This is a genomic window from Kocuria sp. CNJ-770, assembly GCF_001942375.1.
GTDB classification, from domain to species: domain Bacteria; phylum Actinomycetota; class Actinomycetes; order Actinomycetales; family Micrococcaceae; genus Kocuria; species Kocuria oceani.
On sequence record NZ_MKJW01000108.1, the window covers coordinates 1 to 20,977 of the forward strand.

Annotated in this window: 13 protein-coding genes and 3 pseudogenes; 15 read left to right on the forward strand and 1 reads right to left on the reverse strand. The window is 73.5% G+C overall.

Annotation, left to right across the window (positions count from 1 at the left end; translation table 11 throughout):
• Window positions 1–126 precede the first annotated feature (126 nt).
• The 13 genes and pseudogenes from adhP (at window position 127) to BJF77_RS12520 (ending at window position 16,577) form a co-directional block, all read left to right on the forward strand.
• Window positions 127–1,200, forward strand: a complete 1,074-nt coding sequence (adhP, locus tag BJF77_RS12470) for an alcohol dehydrogenase AdhP (RefSeq protein ID WP_047804366.1) — start codon at window positions 127–129, stop codon at window positions 1,198–1,200.
• Window positions 1,201–1,450: 250 nt separating this feature from the next.
• A complete protein-coding gene (locus BJF77_RS12475; RefSeq protein ID WP_075872375.1) occupies window positions 1,451–2,086 on the forward strand; it encodes a nucleoside triphosphate pyrophosphatase in 636 nt (211 codons plus the stop codon).
• A 127-nt stretch (window positions 2,087–2,213) separates the two neighbouring features.
• Window positions 2,214–4,004 carry a biotin carboxylase N-terminal domain-containing protein gene (locus tag BJF77_RS12480; protein ID WP_075872376.1) on the forward strand — a complete coding sequence of 597 codons (1,791 nt, stop codon included), beginning with the start codon at window positions 2,214–2,216 and terminating at the stop codon, window positions 4,002–4,004.
• A 39-nt stretch (window positions 4,005–4,043) separates the two neighbouring features.
• A complete protein-coding gene (locus BJF77_RS12485; RefSeq protein ID WP_083665141.1) occupies window positions 4,044–4,913 on the forward strand; it encodes a thioesterase II family protein in 870 nt (289 codons plus the stop codon).
• A gap of 489 nt (window positions 4,914–5,402) precedes the next feature.
• Window positions 5,403–5,768: a 4'-phosphopantetheinyl transferase superfamily protein gene (locus BJF77_RS19580; RefSeq protein WP_075872378.1), complete on the forward strand. Its 366-nt coding sequence runs from the start codon at window positions 5,403–5,405 to the stop codon at window positions 5,766–5,768.
• A 592-nt stretch (window positions 5,769–6,360) separates the two neighbouring features.
• The gene (gene sbnA, locus BJF77_RS12495; RefSeq protein WP_075872379.1) at window positions 6,361–7,434 is read left to right on the forward strand and encodes a 2,3-diaminopropionate biosynthesis protein SbnA; all 1,074 of its coding nucleotides are present in this window, start codon (window positions 6,361–6,363) and stop codon (window positions 7,432–7,434) included.
• Between the two features lie 190 nt (window positions 7,435–7,624).
• Window positions 7,625–10,381: a Pls/PosA family non-ribosomal peptide synthetase gene (locus BJF77_RS12500; protein WP_255396254.1), complete on the forward strand. Its 2,757-nt coding sequence runs from the start codon at window positions 7,625–7,627 to the stop codon at window positions 10,379–10,381.
• A pseudogene (locus BJF77_RS12505) lies at window positions 10,378–12,240 on the forward strand (AMP-binding protein); the annotation flags it as partial. The gene BJF77_RS12500 and the pseudogene BJF77_RS12505, both read left to right, overlap by 4 nt.
• A gap of 164 nt (window positions 12,241–12,404) precedes the next feature.
• A pseudogene (locus BJF77_RS21890) lies at window positions 12,405–12,512 on the forward strand (hypothetical protein); the annotation flags it as partial.
• 15 nt (window positions 12,513–12,527) lie between these two features.
• Window positions 12,528–12,887 (forward strand): phosphopantetheine-binding protein, encoded by a 360-nt coding sequence (locus tag BJF77_RS21895; RefSeq protein WP_255396255.1) that lies wholly within the window; start codon window positions 12,528–12,530, stop codon window positions 12,885–12,887.
• A gap of 20 nt (window positions 12,888–12,907) precedes the next feature.
• Window positions 12,908–13,927: a TauD/TfdA family dioxygenase gene (locus tag BJF77_RS12510; protein WP_075872380.1), complete on the forward strand. Its 1,020-nt coding sequence runs from the start codon at window positions 12,908–12,910 to the stop codon at window positions 13,925–13,927.
• Window positions 13,918–14,997: a 2,3-diaminopropionate biosynthesis protein SbnB gene (gene sbnB, locus BJF77_RS12515; protein WP_075872381.1), complete on the forward strand. Its 1,080-nt coding sequence runs from the start codon at window positions 13,918–13,920 to the stop codon at window positions 14,995–14,997. Before BJF77_RS12510 ends, sbnB begins: the two co-directional genes overlap by 10 nt.
• A 167-nt stretch (window positions 14,998–15,164) precedes the next feature.
• Entirely contained in the window at window positions 15,165–16,577 is a 1,413-nt protein-coding gene (locus BJF77_RS12520; RefSeq protein WP_075872382.1) for an MFS transporter, read from the forward strand.
• Window positions 16,578–16,658: 81 nt separating this feature from the next.
• Here the strand turns inward: BJF77_RS12520 and BJF77_RS12525 are convergent, their stop codons facing one another.
• Window positions 16,659–18,080: an NAD(P)H-quinone dehydrogenase gene (locus BJF77_RS12525; protein WP_047804358.1), complete on the reverse strand. Its 1,422-nt coding sequence runs from the start codon at window positions 18,078–18,080 to the stop codon at window positions 16,659–16,661.
• 79 nt (window positions 18,081–18,159) lie between these two features.
• On the opposite strand from BJF77_RS12525, the gene BJF77_RS12530 reads away from it, so the two are divergent.
• Both BJF77_RS12530 and BJF77_RS12535 read left to right on the forward strand, forming a co-directional pair.
• Entirely contained in the window at window positions 18,160–18,981 is an 822-nt protein-coding gene (locus BJF77_RS12530; protein ID WP_075872383.1) for a purine-nucleoside phosphorylase, read from the forward strand.
• Between the two features lie 89 nt (window positions 18,982–19,070).
• Window positions 19,071–20,923, forward strand: a pseudogene (locus BJF77_RS12535) (phospho-sugar mutase).
• Window positions 20,924–20,977 lie beyond the last annotated feature (54 nt).

The following is a 20,977-nucleotide window of genomic DNA, read 5'->3' on the forward strand; positions in this document are numbered from 1 at the left end:
CGGTCAGGTCGCGCCGGCCGGCAGCGCCGCCGCGGCCGGCCCGCCGCGGCGCCCGCCGCGTGCCGTTCCCGCCACCGTCCCATCCCATCCCGTCCCGTCCCGTCCCGTTCCGCGAAAGGAGCACCCATGAACGCCCAGCAGGCCTCGACCACCGAGCAGGCCACGGCCACCACCGTGCCCGAGACCATGACCGCCGCCGTCGTGACCGCCTTCGGCGCGCCGCTCGAGGTCAAGGACGTCCCCGTCCCGCAGCCCGGACCCGGGCAGGCCCTCGTCCGGCTCGTCTCCACCGGTGTGTGCCACACCGATCTGCACGCCGCCCACGGGGACTGGCCGGTCCAGCCGACCCCGCCCTTCATCCCCGGCCACGAGGGCGTGGGGCGGGTCGTGGCCCTCGGCCCCGGTGTGGACGACCTCGCGGAGGGGGACCTCGTCGGCAACGCCTGGCTCGCCTCCGCGTGCGGGCACTGCCGCAACTGCCGCACCGGCTGGGAGACCCTGTGCGAGCAGCAGGTCAACGGCGGCTACAGCATCGACGGCTCCTTCGGCCAGTACATGGTCGTGGACGCCCGCTTCGCCGCCCGCATCCCCGAGGGCGCCGACCCCTACGAGGTGGCCCCGGTGCTGTGCGCCGGCGTCACCGTCTACAAGGGGCTGAAGATGACCGAGGCGCGGCCCGGCCAGTGGGTGGTGATCTCCGGGATCGGCGGGCTGGGCCACCTGGCCGTGCAGTACGCGGTGGCCATGGGGCTGCGCGTGGCCGCCGTGGACGTCGCCGACGACAAGCTCGCCCTGGCCCGCAGGCACGGCGCCGAGGTGACGGTCAACGCCTTCGCCGAGGACCCCGCCGAGGCGGTCCACGCGCAGGTCCCGGGCGGCGCGGACGCCGTCCTGGTGACCGCCGTGCACCCGGACGCGTTCGGGCAGGCCATCGGCATGGTCCGCCGCGGCGGGACGATCGTGTTCAACGGGCTGCCGCCGGGGGACTTCCCGGCGCCGATCTTCGACATCGTGCTCAAGGGCCTGACCATCCGCGGCTCGATCGTGGGCACGCGGCAGGACATGGTCGAGGCCCTCGACTTCTACGCGCGGGGACTGATCCACCCGACCTACAGCACCCGCCCGCTGGAGGACGTGAACGCGGTCCTGGACGAGATGCAGAAGGCGAAGATCGAGGGCCGCGTGGTCATCGAGTACTGACCGGCCGCCGGGGAGCGGGCCCGCCCGCTCCCCTCCGGACCCGAGGGCCGCTCCCCGGCCCGGTGCCCTGCGCACCGGCCGCCGGGAGCGGCCCCTCGGCCGTGCCCGTCGCGCCCGGACGTCGCCGGGCCCGCGCCCGGCCGGGCGGGTGCGAGCGTCCCCGGTGGCACCCCGGGCGGGAGCAGCCCGGGACGGGACGGTCCGGACAGGACCGTCCGGACGGGGCGGTGGGGGTGCGTATCCTGGAGCGGTGACTCCCCGCCTCGTCCTCGCCTCCCGCTCCCCCGCCCGCACCAAGCTGCTGGCCGACGCCGGGATCGCCCACGACCGTCTCGTCTCCGACGTCGACGAGGACGCCGTGGTGGCCGAGCGCGGGGTGACGGAGCCCGAGGAGACCGCGATGGTGCTGGCCCGGGCCAAGGCGGAGGCGGTGGCGGCGCTGCCGGCGGCGGCCGGCGCCCTGGTGATCGGCTGCGACTCGGTCTTCGAGCTCGACGGCGAGGTGCACGGCAAGCCCCTCGACGCGGCGACGGCCACGGCCCGGATCCGCGCGATGCGAGGGCGCTCCGGAGTGCTCCACACGGGTCACTGGCTGGTGGACACCCGGGACCCGGCGGAGGGTGGCAGCGGCTTCAGCGGCGGGGCGCCCGCCGCGGCCGAGGTGTTCTTCGCGCCGATGTCCGACGACGAGGTCGCGGCCTACGTGGCCACGGGCGAGCCCCTGCACGTGGCCGGGTCCTTCACCATCGACTCCCTGGGCGCGGCGTTCGTGGAGCGCGTGGAGGGGGACGTGCACGCCGTCGTCGGGCTGAGCCTGAACACCCTGCGCACCCTGCTGGGCCGGGCGGGCGTCTCCGTGCCCGAGCTGTGGGCGGCGCACCGCTGAGCGGAGCCCGGTCTTTGTAGGAGTCCTACAGAAACCGCGTCGCATTTCCAGCCGCCCGCCGAGCGGTTGGGCGATTGCCGACGGCGGGGAATACAGTGCATCCGAGGATTTCGACAAGGAGTGAGACGTGACCGGTAACTACCCCGCGGACGGCGCCATCCGCCCCATCACCAAGGTGCTCGTGGCCAACCGCGGCGAGATCGCGGTGCGCGTGATCCGTGCCGCCCGGGACGAGGGCATCGCCTCCGTGGCCGTGTACGCCGATCCTGACCGCGACGCCGTGCACGTGCGGATGGCCGACGAGGCCTACGGGCTGGGCGGGTCCACCGCCGCGGACTCCTACCTCGTGGTCGACAAGATCCTCGACGCCGCCGCCCGCTCCGGGGCCGACGCCGTGCACCCGGGATACGGCTTCCTCTCCGAGAACGCCGACTTCGCGCTGGCCGTGCTCGAGGCCGGCCTGACCTGGATCGGCCCGCCGCCGGCGGCGATCGCCAAGCTCGGGGACAAGGTGGCCGCCCGGCACATCGCCGAGAAGGTGAACGCCCCCCAGGTCCCCGGCACCACCGACCCCGTCGGCTCCGCCGAGGAGGTGCTCGCGTTCGCCGACGAGCACGGGCTGCCCCTGGCCATCAAGGCCGCGTTCGGCGGCGGTGGTCGCGGCATCAAGGTCGTGCGCGACCGCGCCGACATCCCGGAGCTCTACGAGTCCGCCGTGCGGGAGGCCACGGCCGCGTTCGGGCGCGGTGAGTGCTTCGTGGAGCGCTTCCTGGACGCGCCGCGGCACGTGGAGACCCAGTGCCTCGCCGACGCCCACGGCAACGTGGTGGTCGTCTCCACCCGCGACTGCTCCCTGCAGCGGCGCAACCAGAAGCTCGTGGAGGAGGCGCCCGCCCCGTTCCTGTCCGAGGAGCAGAACCGCCTGCTCTACGAGTCCTCCAAGGCCATCCTCCGGGAGGCCGGCTACCAGGGCGCGGGCACCTGCGAGTTCCTCGTGGGCCGCGACGGCACCGTCACGTTCCTGGAGGTCAACACCCGCCTGCAGGTCGAGCACCCCGTCTCCGAGGAGGTCACCGGCCTCGACCTGGTCCGGGAGCAGTTCCGGCTGGCCCGCGGGGAGGCCCTCGGCTACGACGACCCGCCGGTCCGGGGCCACTCCATCGAGTTCCGGATCAACGGCGAGGACCCGGGCCGGCACTTCATGCCCTCCCCGGGCAGCATCACCGCCCTCGCCCTGCCGGGCGGGCCCGGGGTGCGCGTGGACTCCGGCGTGCAGGCCGGCGAGACCGTGGGCGGGAACTTCGACTCCATGCTCGCCAAGCTGATCGTCACCGGGGCTACCCGGCAGCAGGCGCTCGAGCGCTCCCGCCGCGCCCTGGCGGAGCTGCGCATCGAGGGGATGCCCACCGTGGTGCCCTTCCACCGCGCGGTGGTGGCCGACCCCGCGTTCGCCCCGGCCGACGGCTCCCCCTTCACCGTGCACACGCGCTGGATCGAGACCGAGTTCCACAACACCGTCCCGCCGTTCGAGGGGGTCCCCGAGGCCGGGCCCGAGGCCGAGGAGCGCCAGGCGATCGTCGTGGAGGTCTCGGGCAAGCGCCTCGAGGTCGTGCTGCCCGCGCTGCCCGGCACGGCCAAGCCCAACGGCACCGCGGCCAAGCCCCGCAAGTCGAGGTCCTCGCGCGGGGGCTCCGCTGCCGCGGGCGGGGACAGCCTGAGCTCCCCGATGCAGGGGACCATCGTGAAGATCGCGGTGGACAACGGCGAGGAGGTCGCCGAGGGGGACCTCGTGCTCGTGCTCGAGGCCATGAAGATGGAGCAGCCGCTCACCGCGCACAAGGCGGGCACGGTCTCCGGGATCTCCGTCAGCCCCGGGGACACGGTCACGGCCGGCACCGTCCTGGCCACCATCTCCTGAGCACGACCATCTCCTGAACACCACGACGGGGAGCTGTCCATGAGCACACGACCGGCCGCCGGGCGCTGTCTCGTGGACCTCTCCGCGCAGGACCAGCTGCGCCGCGGGGCCCCCGAGCGCGCACCGAGGCTGCGGGTGCTGTGCTGCCCGCCCGCGGGCGCCGCCGCCGGCTACTGGCGGTTCCTGGTCCGCGAGGACGTCCACGTGCTGGGCGTGCAGTACCCGGGCCGGGAGTCCCGGTTCCGGGAGCCCGCGGCGCCCACGGTCGAGGCACTCGCCGCGGAGGCGGCCGCGGCCGTCGCCGCCGCACCCTGGGCGCGCGCGGCGATCACCCCCGGGGCGTCCGCCGACGTCCCGCTCGTGGTCCTGGGTCACAGCATGGGCGCCTCCGTCGCGGCCGAGCTCGCCTCGCGGCTCGAGCACCGGGAGGGGATCCGGGTCGCGCTGCTCGCGCTGTCCGCGAAGACCGCCCCGGGCACCGCGGAGGTCGCGAGCACGGGCGCCGGCACGGGAGCCGGCACCGACGAGGACCTGCGGGAGGGGCTCGATCCGCTGGCCCCGGGCGCGGACGCGGCGATGGTCCGGTGGCTCCGGCGGCTGGGGGGCACCCCCGAGGCGGTGCTGGAGCACCCCGAGCTGCTGGCCCTGCAGCTGCCCGCCCTGCGCGCGGACCTGCGGGTCTCCATGGCCTACGACCGGTTCCCCGCCCCGGTCGGGGCTCCCCTGCTGCTGCTGCGCGGCACCGAGGACGTCACCGTGGACCCCGGCGGCCTGGAGGCCTGGCGCCCGGTCAGCACCGGTCCTGTGCAGCGGCGGGAGTACCCGGGTGGCCACCACCCGCTCGCCGACCACGGGGACCGTCTGCTCGAGGACCTTCTCGCGTGCGCCGCTTCCGGTCGGTCCGGGTGAGCCCCGTTCGGCGCACCGGTGCGGGCGGGTCGGCCGAGTCGGGCCGACGGAGGCGGGCCGGCGGCGGTGAGCCCGTCCTGGTGAGCGAGGCGTCGTGGGCGGGCCGTCGTGAGCGGGCCGTCCCGGACGGGCCCCGGTGACGAAGCCGCCACCGGGGGTGCCCGGCGTGGTCGAGCTGCCGGTGCCGGGCGCCGCCGCGGACGTGCGGGTGGCGCTCGCCCGTGTGGCCGCGCTGGCCGGCTGGGCGGAGTCGGTCCGGGACTGCCTGGACGCGGAGGAGCTGGCCCGGGCCGCGGCGTTCCGCCACGAGTCCGACCGGCGGCGGTTCGTGGTGGCCCACTGCGTGCTGCGCCACGAACTGGCCGCCCGCACGGGCGAGGCCCCGGGCGCGCTGCGTCTGGGTCCGCCCGTTCCGGTCCGGGGGCCCCGGGCCAAGCCGCGCTCGAGGACCACGCCCTGCGCTTCTCCCTCTCGCACAGCGGCGACCTGGTGCTCGTGGCCACCGCCGAGCGCGAGGTGGGGGTGGACGTGGAGCACGTCCAGGACCCGGTCGCCGCCGAACAGGTGCTCGCCCTGCTCCACCCGGCCGAGATCGCCGCCCTGCGCGCCCTGCCCGCCGTGGACCGGGCGGCCGCCGTGACCACGGTCTGGGCGCGCAAGGAGTCCCTGCTCAAGGCCTTGGGCTCGGGGCTGTTCCGCGATCCCTCCGTCGACGAGGTCGGAGCGGGCCCCGTTCCGCGGCGGCCCGTGCCGGGCTGGCGGATCCTGGACCTCGACGTCACGCCGGGTCCCGGCACGGACCGCGTCGACGTGCGGGCGGCGCTGACCGTCCGGGACGCCCCCGGCCGGATCTGAACTGTGCCGGTCTGTCCCGCACTGTCCCGCGCCGGCTGGTGCTGCCGTGCGCTGTGCTGCGCTGCAAGGCCCCGTTCCGCCCGGTGACGCCGCCGGCGCCCGGTCGCCGGTACCCACCGGGACCGTGTCCGAATCGTGTCCGTCATCTTCGCAAATCATGAGCAATGACCCCTGACCTGCGCTTACTTTAGTGACGTCGCATCAGACACAGGGCTCGGGAAGGCGTTCGGGGGAACGCGCCACGGGCCGACACCAGCCGCGAAGCGGTCCTCGCTTCTCCACCGGATGGGACACCACCATGCGAATCATTGCCCGCGCAGTCCAGGCCGCCGCCGTCGCGGCCGGCACTCCTGACCTACGACCCCTGCCGTAGCAGAGGATCACCGACGTCGATCGCTCCCGCAGCGCCGTGCAGCGCTGCACCGGTCAGCCGAGACGGTGCCCCGCAGGACGGGCACCCTTCTCGATCGGCACACCGGCACAGGACTCCCTGCGGTGCCGATCACTACCAGCGACGCGCCGGCCCGGATCCGAAGCGCCGCCCTGCGGCGGTCCGACGGGACGAGCGCACGACCACAGAACGAGGAAGAACATGCCCATCATCAGGCATCCGCACCAGTTCAACGAGTCGAGTCTGTTCATAGATCTGCAGGACGTGCTCAGCCACCGGCTCTACCTGAAGATCGAGGGGTTCAACCTCGCCGGCTCGATCAAGCTCAAGCCCGCCGTGGAGATGGTCGAGCGGGCCGAGCGAGAAGGGAGGGTCGGTCCGGGTTCCGTCCTCGTGGAGTCCTCCTCCGGGAATCTCGGCGTCGCGCTCAGCATGATCGCCGCCAGCAAGGGGTACCGCTTCGTGTGCGTGATCGATCCGCGCTGCAACCCCGCGACCCGGCAGCTCATGGAGTCGCTCGGGGCGCAGGTGGACCTGGTCACCGAGCCGGATCCCGTCGACGGTCTCCTCGGGGCCCGGCTCAACCACGTCCGGGAGCTGTGCGAGTCCGACGACCGGTACGTCTGGCTCAACCAGTACACCAATTCCGGCAACTGGGGAGCGCACTACCGCTGGACCGCGTCGGAGATCGACGCCCAGTTCCCCGAGCTCGACGTGCTGTTCGTCGGCGCCGGGACGACGGGCACCCTGATGGGGTGCGCCCGGTACTTCCACGAGCACCGGCCCGACGTCCGGATCGTCGCGGTCGACGCCGTCGGCTCGGTGACGTTCGGCGGCCCACCGGCCACCCGCCTGATCCCCGGGCTGGGCATGAGCGTGCGGCCGCCCCAGCTCGACGAGTCCCTGATCGACGACGTGGTGCTCGTCGAGGAACTCGACACCGTGCGCACCTGCCACCGCCTGGCCGGGAGCGGGTTCCTGCTCGGCGGCTCCACCGGGACCGTGGTCCACGGCGCCGTGACGTGGCTCTCCGGCCACCGCGCCCGGGACGTCACCGCGGTGGCCATCTCTCCCGACCTGGGCCGCCCCTACCTCGACACCATCTACCACCCGGACTGGGTGCTCGACCACTTCGGCGCCGCGGCGCTCGCCCGCGACGACGCGCCGACGGCTCCGGACCGGCGGTCCGGCCTGGTGGCGGAGCCACGGCACCCGGCAGCCACACCGGCGACCGATTCCGTGGCCGCCTCCTCCCCCAGGAGCCCATCGCAGTGAAGAAGCTCGCCGAAACCCTTCCGATGCCGTCGATCCGCACGATGCCCACGGTTCCCTCGGCTCCCTCGGTGCCACCGGTTCCGCCGGCTCCCACGGTTCCCCCGAGAAGCAGCCCTCCGTCCGCACCGGCATCCGAGCGCCCGGCGCGGACGCCCCGCTCGAGCGCCGGCTGGCGGCCCTCCTCGCCTCCGTGGTGCAGCGGGACGACGTCCCCGTGGACGCCGACTTCTTCGGTGACCTGGGCGCGGACTCCCTGGTGATGGCCAAGTTCTGCGCCCGGGTGCGCAAGCAGCCGGACCTGCCGGCCGTGTCCATGAAGGACATCTACCAGCATCCGACGATCACGGCGCTGGCCGGGGCCCTGGCGCCGGCGGAGCCGGTGCCGGAACCCGTACAGGACCGGTTGGCCGAGGTGCTGACCGGGGTGCTGGGCGGGACGCCGGTGCCGGTGGACGCCGACTTCTTCGACGACCTGGGGGCGGACTCGCTGGTGATGGCCAAGTTCTGCGCCCGGGTGCGCAAGCAGCCGGACCTGCCGGCGGTGTCCATGAAGGACATCTACAGCAACCCGAGCATCGCCGCCCTGGCGGCGGCACTGCACGGCCCCACGCGGACGGACCGGCCGCAGGAGCCCCCGCCGGTCCTGGCGTCAGTGCCGGAGACACCGCCGCCCTCGGACGCGCGGACCTGGGAGTACGTCACCTGCGGCGTCCTGCAGGTGCTCGTCTACCTCGGCTACTGCCTGCTCGCCGGCGGTCTCGCGGCCGTGGGGTATCTGTGGGTGTTCCCGGACGCAGGCCCGGGCAACCACCACTGGCTGGGCCACGGCATGAGTCTCTGGGAGCTCTATCTGCGGTCGGTGGCCTTCGGCGCGGCCACGTTCGTGCTGCTGTGCCTCCTGCCGGTGGCGGCGAAGTGGATCGTCGTCGGGCGCTTCCGGCCCCAGGAGATCCGGATCTGGAGCCTGGCCTACTTCCGGTTCTGGCTGGTCAAGGCCCTGATGCGCACCTCGCCGCTCGCGCTGATGACCGGGTCCCCGCTGACGCCCCTCTACTTGCGGGCCATGGGCGCCACAGTGGGCCGCAACGTGACGATCCTGACCGCTCGCCTGCCCATCTGCATCGACCTGCTCACCATCGGGGACGGGACCGTGATCCGCAAGGACGTGGTCGCCAACGGTTACCGCGCCCACGGCGGCGTCATCCAGACCGGCGCCGTGACGCTGGGCCGGGACGTGATCGTCGGGGAGGGCAGCGTCCTGGACATCGGCACGGCGATGGGGGACGGCTCCCAGCTGGGCCACCGCTCCACCCTGTACACCGGCCAAGTGGTGCCGGCGGGCGAGCGCTGGCACGGTTCGCCGGGCCGGCGCACGGACCTGGACCTCGGCACGGTCCCCGCCGCGCCCTACCGGCCGTGGCGTCGGGCAGTGTACGCCGTGTCCCAGCTGGTGGGCACCCTCGCGCTGGGCCGCACGATGCTGGGACTGACGATGATCCTGGTCGTCCTGGCCTTTCCGCGCGTGGCGGCGCTGCTGGAGTCGCATCCGCACGCGTTCACCAACTGGGTCTTCTACGCCGACGCCCTGTTCTTCGCCGGTGTGGGCGTCTTCGGCGGCACGGCACTGATGCTGGTGGTCATGACGACGGTGCCGCGGGTGCTCCAGCTGGCGCTGAAGCCGGACACGGTCTATCCGCTGTTCGGGCTGCGGTTCGCGGCGGAGCGGGCGGTGACCAGGCTGACCAACAGCCCGATGCTCGGGACGCTGTTCGGCGACAGCTCGTACGTCGTGCCCTATGTGCGGGCCCTCGGGTACGACCAGCCGAACGTCCAGCAGACCGGTTCGAACCTGGGCACGCTGTTCAAGCACGACAACCCGTACCTGTCGACGATCGGCACCGGCACGATGATCGCCGACGGGGTGTCCTTCATGAACACCGACTACTCGGCGACGTCGTTCACCGTCGCCCGGGCGGAGATCGGCGCGCACAACTTCCTCGGCAACTTCGTGCTCTACCCGGCCGGGGCCAGGACCGGGAACAACTGTCTGCTCGCGACCAAGGTGATGGTCCCCGTCGACGGGCCGGTCCGCCACGACGTGGGCCTGCTCGGGTCGCCGGCGTTCGAGATCCCGCGCTCGGTGCTGCGGGACGCCCCGCTCGAGGAGCACACCGACCCGGCCCGCTTCCACCAGGTCCTCTCGGCCAAGAACAAGCACAACCTGCGCACGATGGCGCTCTTCCTGCTGGTGCGGTGGCTCAACGCGTCGCTGGCCATGCTGGCCGCGTTCGCCGCCCTCGAGCTGTCCGACCGGTTCGGTGCCCTGGCCCTCTCCGCGTCCTTCGTCGTGATGCTCCTGCTCGGCCTGCTGGTCCCCATCGGCATCGAGCACCTCGTGACGGGGTCCCGGCCGCTCCAGCCCCAGCTCTGCTCCATCTACCACCCGTACTTCCGGTGGCACGAGCGGTACTGGAAGCTGCAGATCGTGAACTGGCGCATGACCATGCTCAACGGGACGCCGTTCAAGCCGCTGGTCTGGCGTCTGCTGGGGGTGCGGATCGGCAGCCGGGTCTTCGACGACGGCTGCTCGATCCCCGAGCGGAGCCTGGTGAGCATCGGCTCCCGCTGCACCCTCAACACCGGCACCAACATCCAGTGCCACTCCCAGGAGGACGGCATGTTCAAGTCCGACCACGACGTCATCGGCGACGACGTCACCCTCGGCGTCGCAGCTCTCGTCCACTACGGCGTGACCGCCGAGGACGGCGTCGTCGTCGCCACCGACTCGTTCGTGATGAAGGGAGCCACCCTCACCCGGGGATCCCTGTGGGGCGGCAACCCGGCCGTCGAGGCCCCGACCGTCACCACGACCCCCGTCACCACGTCCCGCACCGTCACGACCTCCACCCTCACGTTCCCCGCCGTCCCGGAAAGGCGCCGGTCATGACCACCACCTCGGGGCCCGTCCGCCGGGCCGTTCCGCAGCACACCCCGGACCCGCCCCGCGACCGGCCGGCGCGACCGGCGTCCGCGCCGACACGGATTCCGCGCTGGACCCAGAGCCCCGGGGCGGGTCAGGAGCAGGTCGACGTGGCCGTGCCCGAGGACCTGCGCACCGCGGTGGGTCCGCTGGCGCGCGCCTGGGAGGTGGCGCCGGAGGCGGTCTGGCTGGCCGCCCACGCCAGGGTGCTGCAGGCGCTGTCGGGCGAGACGGAGATCACCACCGGCAGCAGGGACGCCGCGGGGACCTGGCCGCTCCGGCTCGACCTGGGCCGGCGCTCCTGGCACGACCTCGTCCGCGAGGCGCACGCCCGGCACGCCGCGGCCCGCGCGGAACGGCCCGCTCCGGGACAGGTGCGGAACCAGCCCGGGACTCCCGGGTACGAGGTGGTGTTCGCCACCGGACAGGACCCCGATCCCGAGCTGCCGGAGGGCATCGTCCTCGGCGTGTGCCTCCGGGCCGGGGGTCAGGCGCTGCGTCTGCGGTACCGCCGGGACGTCCTCGATGCCGGTGCCGCCCGCAGGATCGCCGGCTACCACCTGGCCGCGCTCCGCCACCTGGTCGCCGACCCGGCGGCGGGGCCCGAGGACGCCGATCTGGTCGGTGCGGACGAACGGCGCCTCCAGCTCGAGCAGCTCGCCGGGCCCGTGCGGGCCCGGCCCCCGCGCCGCTTCCACGAGCTGTTCGAGGAGCGCGTCCGCCGGCACCCCGCGCGCGTCGCGGCCGTCCAGGACACGCGTCAGTGGACGTACGCGGAGCTGAACGCCCGCGCCAACCGGGTGGCCCGCGCGCTGCTCGTCCGCGGACTGCAGGCGGAGGACATCGTGGCGGTGGTCGCCGAGCGGGACCTGGAGTGGATGGCCGCCGTCATCGGCGTCCTCAAGGCCGGAGGCGCGTACCTGCCGCTGGAGCCCCACTTCCCGCCCGACCGGATCACCAGGACCCTCACCCGCGCCGGGTGCCGGACGGTGCTGACCGAGAAGGGAAGCACCGCCTCGCTGGACCGAGCGCTGGCCGAGATGCCCGCCGTGGCGAAGCTCCTCGTGGAGGACGTCGAGACCGAGGGGCACGCCGACGACGACCCCGGTGTGGCGGTGCGGCCGGACCAGCTCGCCTACGTCTACTTCACCTCGGGCTCCACGGGCGAGCCCAAGGGGGCGATGTGCGAGCACGACGGGATGGTGAACCACCTGTACGCCAAGATCGAGGACCTCGGGATCGGCCCCGGCGACGTCGTCGCCCAGACCGCTCCCCAGTGCTTCGACATCTCGCTGTGGCAGCTGGTCTCGGCGCTGCTCGTCGGCGGCCGCACCCTCATCGTCGGGCAGGACCGGATCCTCGACGTCGAGCGGTTCGTCGACACGGTGGAACGGGACGGGGTCGCGGTCCTGCAGCTCGTCCCGTCCTACCTGGACGCGGTGGTGGCCTACCTGGAGCGGAAGCCCCGCCCCCTGCCCGACCTCCGCTGCGTCTCGGCGACCGGGGAGGCGCTCAAGCGGGAGCTGGTCCGCCGCTGGTTCGAGGTGCTGCCCGACGTCCAGCTGGTCAACGCCTACGGACTGACCGAGACCTCGGACGACACGAACCACGAGGTGATGCGTGCCGCCCCTGCGGGCGACCACGTGCCGCTGGGCCGGCCGGTCCCGAACGTCCGGATCCACCTGCTCGACGAGCGGCAGCGGCTCGTGCCGCTGGGCGCGCCGGGCGAGATCGCCTTCTCCGGGGTGTGCGTGGGCCGGGGGTACGTCAACGACCCGGAGCGGACGGCACAGGCCTACTCCACCGATCCGTACGTGGAGGGCGCGCGGCTCTACCGGGCCGGTGACTACGGACGCTGGTCACCGGACGGCAAGCTGGAGTACCTGGCCGCCGGGACCACCAGGTCAAGATCTCCGGGTTCCGCATCGAGATCGGGGAGATCGAGAACGCCCTCCTGCGGGTCCCCGGGGTCCGCGACGGGGCGGTCGTCGTGGCCGAGCGGGCGGACCGGGGCAAGCACCTGGTCGCCTTCTACCACGCGCCCGAACCGCTGGACGCCGGCGCGCTGCGCGAGCGCCTGGCGCGGTCGCTGCCCCGGTACATGGTCCCGCAGGTGGTCCAGTGGCAACCGACCCTCCCGCTGACGGCCAACGGCAAGATCGACCGCAGGCGCCTCACCGCCCTGGCGGCGGAGCTCGAGCCCGAGAACGGTTCCCGCGACGCCCCGCGCACCGCCACCGAGCAGTGGCTGGCGGCGGCGTGGTCGCGCGTGCTCGCCGTGCCGGAGGACCGGATCGACCGCCGTGACCACTTCTTCGACCTCGGGGGCTCGTCGCTCACCGCCGTCCGGCTCGCCATCGCCCTGGACCGGAAGGTGTCACTGAAGGACCTCATCAGCCACCCGGTCCTCACCGACCTCGCCACGGAGCTGGACTCCAGGTCCGCCGCGGCCGACGCACCCGCCCGGCCGTAATCCCACCGGAAGGAACCACCATGACCGCGAAGCCCGCCACCACCCAGGCCTCCGCTCCTCCGGAGCTCGACGTCGACGTGCGGCCGGGTGCGCCGCCCACGGTCCTGGTCCCTCCCCCGGGCGACGCGGCGGCCTGGGCCCGGCAGCACCGCGACTCCCTGCGGGCGGCCGTCGCCCGGCACGGGTCCGTCCTCGTGCGCGGCCTCGGGCTCTCGGAGCCCGCGCAGGTCGAGGCCGTCTTCCGGGCCGTCGGCTCCGAGCTGATGACCGAGCGGGAGGCCTTCGCCGCGCGCAGGTCCTACGCACCCGGCGTGTACTCCTCGGCCACCTGGCCACCGAACCAGCCCATGTGCATGCACCACGAGCTGAGCTACACGCTCCACGCCCCCGGGCTGATGCTCTTCGCCTGCCGCACCGCCCCGGCCGCCGGCGGCGTGACCGGTGTCGCCGACTCCCGGGCGGTGCTCGGCGCTCTGCCCCCGGACCTGGTCGCACGGTTCGAGCGCGACGGCTGGATGCTGATCCGCAACTACAACGACGAGATCGGCGCCTCCGTCGCGGACGCCTTCGGCACGGACGACCCCGCAGAGGTCGAGCGCTACTGCACCGCGAACCGGATCGAGTTCGAATGGCGGCCCGACGGCGGACTGCAGACGCGTCAGCGCCGTGCCGCGATCGTGCGCCACCCGGTCACCGGGGAGCGCTGCTGGTTCAACCAGGTCGCCTTCCTCAGCGAGTGGACCATGGAGCCGGAGGTCCGCGAGTACCTCGTCGACATGTACGAGGAGGACGGCCTGCCGTTCCGGACGGCGTTCGGCAACGGCGACCCGATCGACGAGGACGTCGTGGCCCTGCTCAACGAGATCTACGAGTCGCACACGCTGCGCGAACCGTGGCGAGCCGGTGACCTGATGCTCGTGGACAACGTCCGGACGGCGCACAGCCGCGAACCGTACGAGGGCGAGCGGGAGATCCTCGTCGCCATGAGCGACCCGGTGTCGCTCCAGGACGCGGCCCCGAAGGAGGAGTCATGGCGCTGACGGCCGGACCCGACACGAACCGGAGGCAGGACGCCCCGGACGAGCGACCGACCATCCCGTCCTTCGCGGTCGTCTCCGGCGCGGAGGTCGACCAGGCCCTGCAGGGACACCGGGCCGAGATCGTCGGGCTGGTGGAGGACACCTACCGGCTGCACGGCGCCGGGCAGACGGTCAACCCGCCCTCGTACTTCCTGCGGTTCCCGGACCGCCCGACCGGCCGGATCATCGCGCTGCCCGCCTCCCTGGGCGGACCCGCCGCCGTGGACGGCCTGAAGTGGATCTCCAGCTTCCCCACCAACGTGGAGTCCGGCATCCCGAGAGCCTCCGCGGTGCTGATCCTCAACGACCCCGGGACGGGCTACCCGTTCGCCTGCCTGGAGAGCTCCATCATCAGTGCCTCCCGGACCGCCGCCTCCGCGGCCCTGGCCGCGGACTGGCTCAGCCGGACGCGGGACCGTCCGACCCGGGTGGGCTTCTTCGGCGTCGGGCTCATCGCCCGCTTCGTGCACGCGTTCCTGGCGGACACCGGGTGGGACTTCGAGGAGATCGGGGTCTTCGACCTGCTGCCCGGCAGCCGCGAGGGCTTCCGCGGCTACCTCGAGCGCTCCGCGCCCGGGAGCACGGTCACCGTCCACGAGGACGCCGAGTCGCTGATCCGCTCCAGCGACCTGGTCGTGTTCGCGACCACCGCGGGGGAACCGCACGTCACCGATCCGGCGTGGTTCGAGCACCACCCGCTGGTGCTCCACATCTCGCTGCGCGACCTCGCGCCAGAGGTGATCCTGGCCGCCACGAACATCGTCGACGACGTGGAGCACTGCCTCAAGGCCCAGACGTCCGTGCACCTGACCGAGCAGCTCACCGGCTCACGGGACTTCCTCGCCGGCACGCTGTACGACGTCATGACCGGAGCCGTGGAAGTGCCGGCGGACCGGACGGTGGTCTTCTCGCCGTTCGGCCTGGGAGTGCTCGACCTCGCGGTGGGCAAGCACGTCTACGACACGGTCGCCGGCACCGGCGGCCTGCACACGATCGACTCCTTCTTCCACGAGGTCCGTCGGTACGGGTGAATTCCGCCTCCCGGGCCCGGACCGTCCCAGCACGCCCGAACCGGTCGGGGCCGGGACGGCGTGAGTCCTCCGGCATTCCACGATGTGAGACACGGCACCCACCATGCGGACACCACCGTTAGCATCGGAGCTTTGATCCCAGCCGCTGCAACCACCGAGGTGTCCTCATGTCCTCACCGGTGACCGGGCAGGGCGCCACCGGCGCTCCCGCCCCCTCGCTCCCCCTGTCCGCCCGCGTGCCCCGCAGCCGGGTGATCCTGGCCTCGCTCGTGGGCACGACCATCGAGTTCTACGACTTCTACGTCTACGCGACCGCGGCGGTGGCCGTGTTCCCCGCCCTGTTCTTCACCGGCCAGGACGAGACCGCCAAGCTGCTGGCCTCCATGGCCACCTTCGCGGCCGCGTTCGTGGCCCGCCCCATCGGGTCCGTGATCTTCGGCCACTTCGGCGACCGGATCGGCCGCAAGGCCACCCTGATCGGCGCGCTGCTGACCATGGGTATCGCCACCTTCCTCATCGGCCTGCTGCCCACGTACTACTCGATCGGCATCTGGGCCCCGCTCATCCTGACGATCCTGCGCTTCTGCCAGGGCCTCGGCCTGGGCGGCGAGTGGTCCGGGGCGGCGCTGCTGGCCACCGAGTACGCCGAGGAGGGCAAGCGGGCCCGCGCGGCCATGTGGCCGCAGCTCGGCGCCCCGTTCGGGTTCATCCTGGCCAACGGCTTCTTCCTGGTGCTCACCCTCGTGATGGGCTTCATCTCGGTCGCCGACCAGGGCACCGACCACCCGTTCCTCACCTGGGGCTGGCGCATCCCGTTCCTGGCCTCCGTGGTCATGGTCGTCGTCGGCCTGTGGGTGCGGTTCAAGCTCGAGGAGACCCCGGTCTTCCAGAAGGCCCTCGACCAGGGCGAGAAGGTCCAGACCCCGCTGGTCGAGGCGTTCCGCAGCTCGTGGCTGCAGATCATCCAGGGCACGTTCATCATGCTGGCCACCTACATGCTCTTCTACCTGATGACCGCCTGGATCCTGTCCTACGGCATCGGCAGCCCGGACAACGGCGGCCTGGGCATCCCCTACCGCGACTTCCTCGTGCTGCAGCTGCTCGCGGTGCTCCTGTTCGCCGCGATGGTGCCCGTCTCCGGGTGGGTCGCCGACCGCTTCGGCCGGCGCAGCTCGCAGCTGGTCATCACCACCGCCATCCTGGTCTTCGGCCTGAGCTTCGGGCTGATCATGGACCCGGCCGCGGTCGGAACCGGGGAGGACGTCAGCATGGTCCGCGTGCTGTTCTTCCTGGCGGTCGGCATGACGCTGATGGGCCTGACCTTCGGCTCGATGTCCGCGATCCTGCCCGAGCTGTTCCCCACGAACGTGCGCTACACCGGCTCCGGCGTGGCCTACAACGTGGCCTCGATCCTCGGCGCGGCCATCACCCCGTACGTCGCCGTGTCCCTCAACGCCACCTACGGCGTGGGCTCGGTGGGCCTGTACCTGACGCTGGGCGCGGTGCTGACCCTCGTCGCGCTCTGGTTCTCCCCGGAGACCAAGGACGTGGACATGCAGAACGTGGTCACCCGGCGCTGACCCGCTCCGCCGCAGCCACACCACGCGCAACGGCCGCATCCCGGACGGGAATGCGGCCGTTGCGCGTGCTGCCGGGGCTGCTCAGACGTGCACGTGCAGGCGCCGGGCGGCCTCCGAGATCGAGCCCGTCAGGGACGGGTAGATCGTGAACGTGTCGGCGAGGTCGTCGACGTGCAGCTTGTGGGTGACCGCCAGCGAGATCGGGAAGATCAGCTCGGACGCGCGGGGGCCCACGACGACGCCGCCGATCACGGTTCCGGAGCCCTTCCGGGAGAAGATCTTCACGAACCCGTCCTCCACGGCCATCATCTTGGCGCGCGGGTTGGTGGACAGCTTCAGCATGATGGTGTCCGCCTGGTAGGTACCGTCCTCGATGGACTTCTCGCTCACCCCCACGGAGGCGATCTCCGGCGAGGTGAAGATGTTGGAGGCGACCAGGTGGGTCCGCAGCGGCTTCACGGCGTCGCCCATGAGGTGGGCCACCGCGATCCGGCCCTGCATCGCGGCGACCGACGCCAGCGGGAGCACCCCCGTGCAGTCGCCCACGGCGTAGACGCCCGGAACCGTGGTGCGGGAGACGCCGTCGACCTTGATGTGGCCGGAGTCGGCGCGGGCCACGCCGACCTCGTCCAGGCCGAGGTCGTCGGTGGCGGGGATCGCGCCGACCGCCACGAGGCAGTGCGAGCCGGCGACCTTGCGCCCGTCGGAGAGGGTGACGACCACGCCCTTCTCGCTGCGCTCGACCGCGTCGGCGCGGGAACGGTTGAGCACGTTCATCCCGCGGCGCTCGAAGACGTTCTCGAGCACGGCGGCGGCGTCCTGGTCTTCACCGGGCAGCACCTGGTCCCGGGAGGAGACGAGGGTGACCTCGGCGCCGAGGCCCCGGTAGGCCGAGGCGAACTCCGCGCCCGTGACGCCCGAGCCCACCACGATCATGTGCTCCGGGACCTCCCGGAGGTGGTACAGCTGCTTCCAGTTGAAGATCCGCTCCCCGTCCGGCCGCGCGCTGGGCAGCTCGCGCGGCAGCGACCCGACCGCCAGCAGCACGGCCTGCGCGTCGAGGGTGTACTCCAGCCCGTCGTCGGTGGTGACCTCCACGCTGGTGGGGCTGAGCAGCCGGCCCCGGCCCGAGATCACGCGCACCCCCACCCGCTCCAGGCCCCGCTTGATGTCCCGGGACTGGGAGGCGGCCAGGCGCAGCAGGCGGGTGTTCACCGTGTCCAGGTCCACGGCGAGGTCGTTGATCTCGTTGCGGTCCTCGCTGCCGCGCACGTGCACGCCCAGGTCGGCGGCCTCGGCGAACCGGGTCATCGCGTCGGCGGAGGCGATCAGCGTCTTGGAGGGGACCACGTCCGTCAGCACGGCCGACCCGCCCAGTCCCTGCTGTTCGACGATGGTCACGTCCGCGCCGAGGCTGGCCGCGACCAGGGCGGCCTCGTAGCCCCCGGGACCGCCTCCGATGATGACGAGCTTCTGGATGGAGAATTCGCTGTGTGCAGTCACCCGGCCATTCTTGCAGAGGAGTACGACGACGGGGGTCCGCCACCGCCCCGGTCCCGGACCATGCGGTAGCTTGGGACGGGTGGACACAGCGCACAGCACCCCCGGCACCGACCCCTTCGAGCTCGCCCAGGAGGCCGCCGAGGCCCTCCGCCGGGCCACCGGGGTCGACACGCACGACATCGCCCTGACCCTCGGCTCCGGGTGGGGCCAGGCGGCCGAGCTCATCGGCGAGACCGTCGCCGAGGTCCCCGCCACCGAGATCCCGGGCTTCACCCCGCCCGCCCTCGAGGGCCACGTCGGCACGCTGCGCTCCGTGCGCACCCCCGCCGGCAGGCACGCCCTGGTGATCGGTGCGCGCACCCACTACTACGAGGGCCGAGGGCTGCGTGCCGTGGTGCACGGCGTGCGCACCGCGGCCGCCGCCGGGGCCGGCACCATGATCCTGACCAACGGCTGCGGCGGACTGAACCCCGCGTGGGGGCCGGGCACCCCGGTGCTGATCAGCGACCACCTCAACCTCACCGGCCGCTCCCCGCTGGAGGGCGCCACGTTCGTGGACCTCACCGACCTCTACTCCCCGCGGCTGCGCGAGCTCGCCCGCACGGTGGACCCCACCCTGGACGAGGGCGTCTACGCCCAGTTCCCCGGCCCGCACTACGAGACGCCCGCCGAGGTGCGGATGGCCGGGGTGCTCGGCGCCGACCTCGTGGGCATGTCCACCGCCCTGGAGGCCATCGCCGCCCGGCACGCGGGCATGGAGGTCTTCGGCATCTCGCTGGTCACCAACCAGGCCGCCGGGATCTCCGCCACGGCGCTGTCCCACGAGGAGGTCATCGAGGCCGGGCAGGCGGCCGGGCCCCGGATCTCGCAGCTGCTGGCGCGCATCGTCGCCCAGCTCTGACATCGTCGCCCAGCGCTGACCGGCCCCGGCCGGGCGGACGGTGCCGCCCGGCACGCCGCGCACCGGTCCCGTCCCCAGGAGGAGCCCCCATGAGCACCGACACCCGCCCCGAGCCCGACCTCCTCGCCGCCGCGCGCGCCTGGGCGGCGGACGACCCGGACCCCGTCACCCGCGCCGAGCTCACGGAGCTCGCCGAGCGGGCCGGAGCCGGCGACGCCGCGGTCCGCGCCGAGCTGGCCGACCGGTTCTCCGGCACCCTGCAGTTCGGCACCGCCGGGCTGCGGGCCGCCCTCGGCGCCGGGCCGATGCGGATGAACCGCGTGGTGGTGCTGCGCGCTGCCGCCGGGCTGGCCGCCCACGTGGTCGCCACCGCGGGGAGGGCCGCCGCCGTCCAGGCCGACGCCGAGGACATCGCAGCGGTGGAGACCGGCGCCATGGGTTCCGCCCCCGGGGATGCCGACCCCCGCGCTGCCGGCGGCGGCAGCGCCGCGCTCCGGGACGACTCCGAGGGCGCGTCCGGCGACCGGCCCCTGCGGGCCGTGGTGGCTACGACGCCCGGTACAACTCGGACGTCTTCGCCCGGGACACCGCCGCGGTGTTCACCGCGGCCGGCATCGAGACCCTGCTGATGCCCTCGGCCCTGCCCACCCCGGTCCTCGCCTGGGCGGTGCGGGCCTTCGCGGCCGAGGTGGGCGTGATGGTCACGGCCAGCCACAACCCGCCCGCGGACAACGGGTACAAGGTCTACCTGGGCGGCCGTGCCGTGGCGCCGGAGGCCCGGGGCTGCCAGATCGTGGCCCCGCACGACCGGCTGATCGCCGAGCGGATCGCCGCTGTCGGGCCCGTGGCCGGCATCCCGCGGGCCGCCTCCGGGTGGACGGTCCTGCCCGGCGGCGTCGAGGAGGACTACCTCCGCGCGGTGGTCCCCGAGGCCGCGGCACGGGCGCGGGAGCTGAGCGTCGTCCTGACCCCCATGCACGGGGTGGGCGGGCGCGCCGCCGCGCAGGCGCTGCGGCGGGCCGGCTTCGCCGACGTCCACGTGGTCGCCGAGCAGGCGGAGCCCGACCCCGACTTCCCCACCGTCGCGTTCCCCAACCCCGAGGAGCCCGGGGCCCTGGACCTGGCACTGGCGGCCGCCCGCGCCCAGGACGCCGATCTGGTTCTGGCCAACGACCCCGACGCCGACCGGGTGGCCGCGGCCGTCCCGGTGCCCGACGGCGACGGCTGGCGGATGCTGCACGGCGACGAGGTCGGCGCGCTGCTGGGCCACGCCGCGGCGGCCCGGTGCGCCGGCCGCGCCGACGCGGTGCTCGCCAACTCGATCGTCTCTTCCCGCCTGCTCGGGCGGATCGCCGCCGCCGCCGGTCTGCCCCACCGCGAGACCCTGACCGGCTTCAAGTGGATCGCCCGGGTGCCGGGGCTGGCCTACGGCTACGAGGAGGCGCTGGGCTACTGCGTGGCCCCCGACGTCGTGCGGGACAAGGACGGGATCAGCGCCGCGGTCGCGGTCGCGGTGCTGGCCGACGAGCTGCGGGCCCAGGGCCGCACGCTGCAGGACGTCCTCGACGAGCTCGCCGTGGCCCACGGCCTGCACGCGACCGACCAGCTGAGCATCCGCGTGGCCGACCTCGCCCGGATCCCGGCGATGACCGCGGCGCTGCGGGACGCCCCGCCCACCGCCCTGGGCGGCTCGGACGTGGTGCGCGTGGAGGACCTCACCTCCCCGGACACCGGCCTGCCGCCCACCGAGGGCCTGCGCCTGCTCACCGCCGACGACACCCGGGTGATCGTGCGCCCGTCCGGCACCGAGCCGAAGCTCAAGTGCTACCTCGAGGTCGTGGCCCCGGTGCCGGACCGGGCGGGCCTGCCGGCCGCGCGGGCGGCCGCCGCCGAGAAGCTCACCCGCATCCGCGCCGAGCTCGGCACCGCCCTGGGACTCTGACCGCGCCCTCCGCCGCGGCCGACGGCGTCACCGCGCCCGCAGCGTCCGCTGGAC